This is a genomic window from Nostoc cycadae WK-1, from assembly GCF_002897135.1.
In the GTDB taxonomy this organism is placed as follows: domain Bacteria; phylum Cyanobacteriota; class Cyanobacteriia; order Cyanobacteriales; family Nostocaceae; genus Nostoc_B.
On record NZ_DF978461.1, the window covers coordinates 1 to 6,027 of the forward strand.

Here is a 6,027-nt window from a genome sequence, read left to right on the forward strand (position 1 = left end):
TTTGACCTGATAGACCTGCGGAATGTAGGCTAGAACTAAAGTTCCAGGCTCATAGCTAAAGTCCACTCAAGTGGACTGGAATAAACTTCTTTGCTGATAGAATAATACAGCCCTGCCAAGTCAAAGGGGGTAGATGGAAACTTATGACTAACCCCCGCCAAATAGCTTTTATTGCCTTACGAGATGTTCACAAAGGGGCTTATGCTGATGTTGCCCTAGATAGAGTGTTGCGAAAATTTAAATTGCCAGATAGCGATCGCCGTCTAGCAACAGAATTAGTTTATGGCAGTGTCCGCAGATTACGCACTCTTGATGCACTCATTGACCAACTCGCCACGAAAAAATCTCACCAACAACCACCAGAACTGCGTACCATCCTGCATCTCGGTTTTTACCAACTGCGCTACCAAGAACGCATTCCCCCTTCAGCAGCTGTAAATACAACTGTGGAACTCGCTAAGGAAAATGGTTTTTCTGGACTCACTGGTTTTGTCAATGGTTTGTTACGCCAGTACCTCCGCCTGACCGAAAAATCTCCTGAACCTCTGAAATTACCAGAGAACCCTGTAGAACGTTTGGGGATTTTGCATAGTTTCCCCGACTGGATAATTCAAGTTTGGTTAGACCAAATTGGTTTGGCGGAAACAGAAAAACTCTGTGAATGGATGAACCAAACACCAACCATTGACCTCCGCATCAACCCACTACGCACTAATCTAGAACAAGTAGAAACAGCCCTAGCATCGGCGGGAATTTTAGCTAACAGAATTCCCCATTTAACCCAAGCCTTACGGTTAACTAGCAGTCCCGGAGGAATACAAAATCTACCAGGATTTGCTGAAGGTTGGTGGGTTGTCCAAGATGCAAGCGCCCAACTGGTAAGTCATTTACTCGACCCCCAACTGGGTGAGGTGGTGATTGATACCTGTGCAGCCCCTGGAGGGAAAACAACTCACATCGCAGAATTGATGCAGGATCAAGGTAAAGTTTGGGCGTGCGATCGCACGGCTTCCCGACTGCGAAAACTCCAAGAAAATGCGCGGCGGCTAAATTTGCATTCCATTGAAATTTGCACTGGCGACAGTCGCAACTTGCCGCAATTTTACAATATTGGCGATCGCGTGTTGTTAGATGCACCATGTTCTGGTTTGGGAACCTTACATCGTCACGCCGATGCACGTTGGCGACAAACACCAGAATCTATTCAAGAACTTTCACTGCTGCAAAAGCAATTACTGTCACATACATCAAATTTTGTCAAAAATGGTGGTGTACTTGTTTATGCCACCTGTACACTGCATCTAGCAGAAAATGAAGCGGTAATTTCGGGATTTTTGGCGGAGAATCCTGAATGGCAAATTGAGCCTCCCGCAGTTGGTTCACCCTACTCTGTTTATTCCACACCTCAAGGCTGGCTGAAAGTTTGGCCTCACCGTTGGGATATGGACGGCTTTTTTATGGTGCGCTTAAGAAAAACTAATGATTCCGGGTGATCACTACCAGGGATTGTACGATTTGATTGAAGCCCCAATCTACCACAGGAGGCAGCAATGGTTACTGATTCTAATGTAAAGAACTTAGTTAAAATCTTGATTGGAGCCGCTTGGATTGATGGGATAATTCAGCCAGAGGAACGACAGTATCTCCGCGAAATTGCACAAGCAAAAGGTTTGGCTACCGATCCAGAAATCAAGCCTTGGTTGTACGAATTAGTACCCGTGCAACCAAAAGAATGTTATGCCTGGGTGAAAGAATATTTAGGCGATCGCCCTAGCCTGGAAGATTGCGAAAGTCTCATTGAAGCTATTAGTGGCTTAATTTATAGCGATGGAGAAGTCGCCACCGAAGAAGCCAGACTTTTAACACAACTTCAGGATTTAGCCGAACAAGAATCAGCCCAACAACCAGTTCATAATGCGTTGCTTAAACAAATTCAAAAGCTTTATCGGCGTTGGGTCGAAGTTCAAAATTAACACTGTAAGTCCATAGTCAAGAGTCCATAGTCAAAGGTCAAAAGTCTCGATTCCCAATTCTAAAACTTTGACCCTTTGGGTGACGCTCCTGCGTCGCTAACGCTACGCACACTTGTCGGGAAACCCGACAACAGCACTAACTCACCATTGACCGTTGACTGTTGACTATTGACTTATTATGCCTTTGGTTCACCTACACCCGGAGTTTCTTCTTTGTCTACTTTGGGTACAAAGTCGGGACGATCTTTACTTTCCCAACCAACTGGGCGTTTGGAATTGTACCAAGCAATAGAACCAATGGTGACAGCGGCAATAAAGCCAACTACATACACCAATGTAAAAGCAAAGGGAAAATTACCTCCGCCTGTAGCGACTGAATCTGCTGCTTGCATTAATATAAGCATGAGTATATGTTCCTTTTTTACGCAACACTACTTAAGACACTATAAAACTAGAGTATCACTTACATCCTCCCCAAGTTGGAAATAATTGATCTTTCAGTAGACACAAAGTAATGGAGACCTTGATATATCAAGGTCTCCACAAAACTTATCTATAAAAAAATAATTTTTATCTGCACCTACACTTCCAGCAAAAATCTTCAGGGGAACTATTGCAGACATCTTGGCTATAAGTGCAGAAACCTCATGCTTAGGTATGAAATAAGACAGTTAATAATGGTAAAAATGCTAGGAGGAATCCTGAAGAAGATTGCCAGTTCATATTTAGCGCAGGTTCTGGTGGTGCGAGTAAAGCATCGATTCTTTGTTCGAGGCGATCGCCTACGCTACTACCCAACGCTGCACAGCAAACCTCAGATTCTGGTAAGACAGAAGTTTGGCTCACAACCAACACAAGTGATTCTGCTAACAGTAATGGATCTACTTGAGATACAGCGTAACTATCTGCACGGAGTTCTCTCAACACCAGTAATTCTTGCCATAATTCATCAGTATGAGGTAAGTAAGCAGTACAAGAACGCACCCAACCCAGCCAGAAAAACCAAAATGTATCCCTGTAATAATGATGCCCTTGCTCATGAGCTAAGACACTTTCTACATGAGCAGGTGAAAGAGTTTGTAGCAATCCTTGACTAACTACTAATTCTGGTTGCCAAAAACCAATTTGACCAGCGAACAATGCTGGTGTGTTCAGTAGTCTGACTAATTTACCATCAAGATTGACTAAGGGAGAATTGCGGGCAGATTCTACAGACTGCCAACCTTGTAAAGTTAGTTTAATGCCTAAAAAGGCAAAATAACCTAGGGCGATAAATGCTAAGTCATAGCTCAACCAGCCTGTATAGGCTCCACCCATTTTACCTTGAGGCCCCATAAACAGCACAGAAATCGCTGTCATGAATAGCAACAAAGGCGGAAACAGAAAGATAAATAGAGCTTTCCGCCACCGCACATTCCAATTACCTGGAGTATTCACCCAAGAGCATCTCAATATCCAAGAGACTGTCACAGCAGTCAGAATCATGACTAAGTGCATTATTGTTCCTCCCTGGCTTGACGTGCAGCTTGAATGCGCTTGGCGATCGCTTCTATTTGCTGACTCGCAGTTTCATCCAGACTATCGGCAAAAGCAGCGATCACATCAGGATTACCCACTGCTAAAAATCGTTGTAATTGATCATGAGCTTTAATGACTTGAGCTTGTTGCTTACTTAGCAATGGTCGCCAATAAAAGGCTCGTCCTTGTTTATCGCAAGCCAGCCAACCTTTGTCTGTGAGGCGACGCAGCACTGTAGTGACAGAAGTATAAGCTAATTCTCGGTTAGGATCAGCCAAAATGCGATCGTGTACATCTTTAACTGTTGCGGAACCAAGTTCCCAGACAATATTTAAAATTTCTGCCTCTAAAGGGCCTACAGACAGTTGTTTTGGGCGGTAATCGGGTAAAGGTGCCATGTCGATTTTAGATCCTAGAGTTGAGAGTGGTAGATTTAACGCAAAATTCCCCTCTTGAGAAACCAAGGTAGAGTTATTATAATCGCTTGCTCTTTACATCTCTGATTCCATTAAATCAATCAAGCGATCGCACCTCTACAAATACCATCGCAATTCTTCATAATCATCGTCCTTAACTACCACTCAAAGGATCTGCAATTATGTATGCCCTCGTTTCCAGTGACAAAGTTCAATTACCTGCTGGTTCTGTGGTGCGCCTACCTGCTACTTGGCAAGAGTATCAGCGCCTCTGTGAACAACGGGGAGATGGCTCAATTCCCCGCATTAAATATCGTGATGGAGAAGTATTACTAATGTCACCTTTGCCTGTACATGGACGAGATGCCAATTTAGTAGCAGATATTGTGAAGGCTTTGTTAGATCGCGATGACAGGGAATATGATGCGTTTACCCCTGTGACTATGACTTTACCAGAAGAAAGCGGTATTGAGCCTGACTATTGTTTTTACATTGATAATTGGCAAGCTGTTTCCGGTAAAAAGCGGATTGACTGGGGACAAGATCCCCCGCCTGATTTGGTAATTGAAATTGATGTCACTAGTTATTCCGATGTGCAAGATTATCTTCCATATAGCGTTCCTGAAATCTGGCTATTCAAAAAACAGCAGTTATTGATTTACCAATTGCAGGGAAGCAATTACCAATTGCAGGGAAGCAATTACCAACTGCAAACCCAGAGTCGCTATTTTCCAGAATTTGATTTGCACAGCGCCATCTCCCAATGTGTGCAAATTGCCTATCAACGCAACACCAGCGCCGCCATACGCCATCTTAAACAACAGTTAAGTAACAGTTAAAGTTAAGGTTTTTTGCCCTCATTGATCAACATCTTGCCATAACCTCTAGAAATTCCTATTGCTTAAATTGTCATTATGGCTATTAACACAAATTAGAATGTATCTCGACAATAATATTTAGAACAGGTGTATCCAGCGCGTGAAGTTATTCGTATACCACACTCCGGAATTAACTCCTAAAGATGAAATTCCAGACTGCGCGATCGCAGTCGATGTCTTGCGAGCCACTAGCACAATCGCCACAGTCTTAGCGGCTGGAGGCGAAGCAGTACAAGTCTTCAGCGATTTAGACAATCTCATAGAAGTTAGCGAACAATGGCCAGCAGAAAAACGTTTAAGAGCCGGAGAACGTGGCGGAGCCAAAGTTACTGGCTTTGAACTCGGTAACTCTCCCCTAGACTGTACACCAGAGCTAGTGCATGGTCGTCGCCTGTTTATTAGTACTACTAATGGTACTCGTGCTTTACAACGCATACAAAACTCTCCGGCTGTACTAGCAGCAGCCTTGATCAACCGAGGCGCAATAGTAAAATATCTTTTAGCAAAACAGCCAGAAACAGTCTGGATTGTTGGTTCTGGTTGGGAAGGGAGTTTTGCCTTAGAAGACACAGTTTGTGCTGGTGCGATCGCTCATAGTATCGGCGAAAAATCTCAGGTTTCACCCGATGAACTAGCGGGTAATGATGAATTAATTGGTGCGATCGCACTTTACACTCAGTGGCAAGATAATTTATTGGGATTATTTCATCATGCTAGTCACGGCAAACGATTATTACGCCTGGAATGCTATGAAGACCTGAAATATTGTTCCCAGACTGATATTTTAGATGTTTTGCCAATACAACAAGAAATAGGAGTTTTAAAAAGCCAAAATTAAGCATTACTCATAACTTATACATCATCCAAACATTCTCAAGTTTTTTCTTGTTGTCTTGGCTTTTTTGCAATTTCTCACAGTTTAATGCACCAAATTTAGCTTTGTTGGTTTATCTGGAAGCTTAATCTTTACGCAACGCTTGTTTTATTTGCATTCATGAATGATTAAAAATATCCCCGGTATTCATACCGGGGATATTTTTAATCATTTATTTTAATATAAAACTACTTAACTATAAAATAAAATTAACTAACCTTTTTCATACATAAATTCACGACTAAAAGAAAACAGCCGCCACAGATAGTCTCAGCCAGAACAGATTCAGTGAAAAGGACTTTTTCTCAATTAATCCTTAGTTTTGTGCTTATTTATTTATTTACAGCACTTTGCGCGACTAACTGGTA

General features: G+C 42.6%; 7 protein-coding genes. 4 read left to right on the forward strand and 3 right to left on the reverse strand.

Features of this window, described 5'->3' with window-relative positions:
• The first annotated feature begins 143 nt into the window (after positions 1 to 143).
• The gene (locus NCWK1_RS28675; protein ID WP_103127025.1) at positions 144 to 1,493 is read left to right on the forward strand and encodes a 16S rRNA (cytosine(967)-C(5))-methyltransferase; all 1,350 of its coding nucleotides are present in this window, start codon (positions 144 to 146) and stop codon (positions 1,491 to 1,493) included.
• 57 nt (positions 1,494 to 1,550) lie between these two features.
• Positions 1,551 to 1,973, forward strand: a complete 423-nt coding sequence (locus NCWK1_RS28680; protein ID WP_096575655.1) for a tellurite resistance TerB family protein — start codon at positions 1,551 to 1,553, stop codon at positions 1,971 to 1,973.
• Positions 1,974 to 2,149: 176 nt separating this feature from the next.
• Here NCWK1_RS28680 and psb35 read toward each other — a convergent pair whose 3' ends face one another.
• From psb35 to NCWK1_RS28695, 3 genes are all read right to left on the reverse strand, one after another.
• The gene (gene psb35, locus NCWK1_RS28685) at positions 2,150 to 2,377 is read right to left on the reverse strand and encodes a photosystem II assembly protein Psb35 (RefSeq protein ID WP_096575653.1); all 228 of its coding nucleotides are present in this window, start codon (positions 2,375 to 2,377) and stop codon (positions 2,150 to 2,152) included.
• Positions 2,378 to 2,624: 247 nt separating this feature from the next.
• Entirely contained in the window at positions 2,625 to 3,470 is an 846-nt protein-coding gene (locus tag NCWK1_RS28690; protein ID WP_103127026.1) for a M56 family metallopeptidase, read from the reverse strand.
• Positions 3,470 to 3,889 carry a BlaI/MecI/CopY family transcriptional regulator gene (locus NCWK1_RS28695; protein ID WP_096575649.1) on the reverse strand — a complete coding sequence of 140 codons (420 nt, stop codon included), beginning with the start codon at positions 3,887 to 3,889 and terminating at the stop codon, positions 3,470 to 3,472. Before NCWK1_RS28695 ends, NCWK1_RS28690 begins: the two co-directional genes overlap by 1 nt.
• Before the next feature lie 200 nt (positions 3,890 to 4,089).
• Here NCWK1_RS28695 and NCWK1_RS28700 point away from each other — a divergent pair, with 200 nt between their 5' ends.
• Positions 4,090 to 4,746, forward strand: a complete 657-nt coding sequence (locus NCWK1_RS28700) for a Uma2 family endonuclease (protein ID WP_103127027.1) — start codon at positions 4,090 to 4,092, stop codon at positions 4,744 to 4,746.
• Positions 4,747 to 4,885: 139 nt separating this feature from the next.
• Positions 4,886 to 5,623 carry a 2-phosphosulfolactate phosphatase family protein gene (locus NCWK1_RS28705; RefSeq protein ID WP_096575645.1) on the forward strand — a complete coding sequence of 246 codons (738 nt, stop codon included), beginning with the start codon at positions 4,886 to 4,888 and terminating at the stop codon, positions 5,621 to 5,623.
• Positions 5,624 to 6,027: the final 404 nt, after the last annotated feature.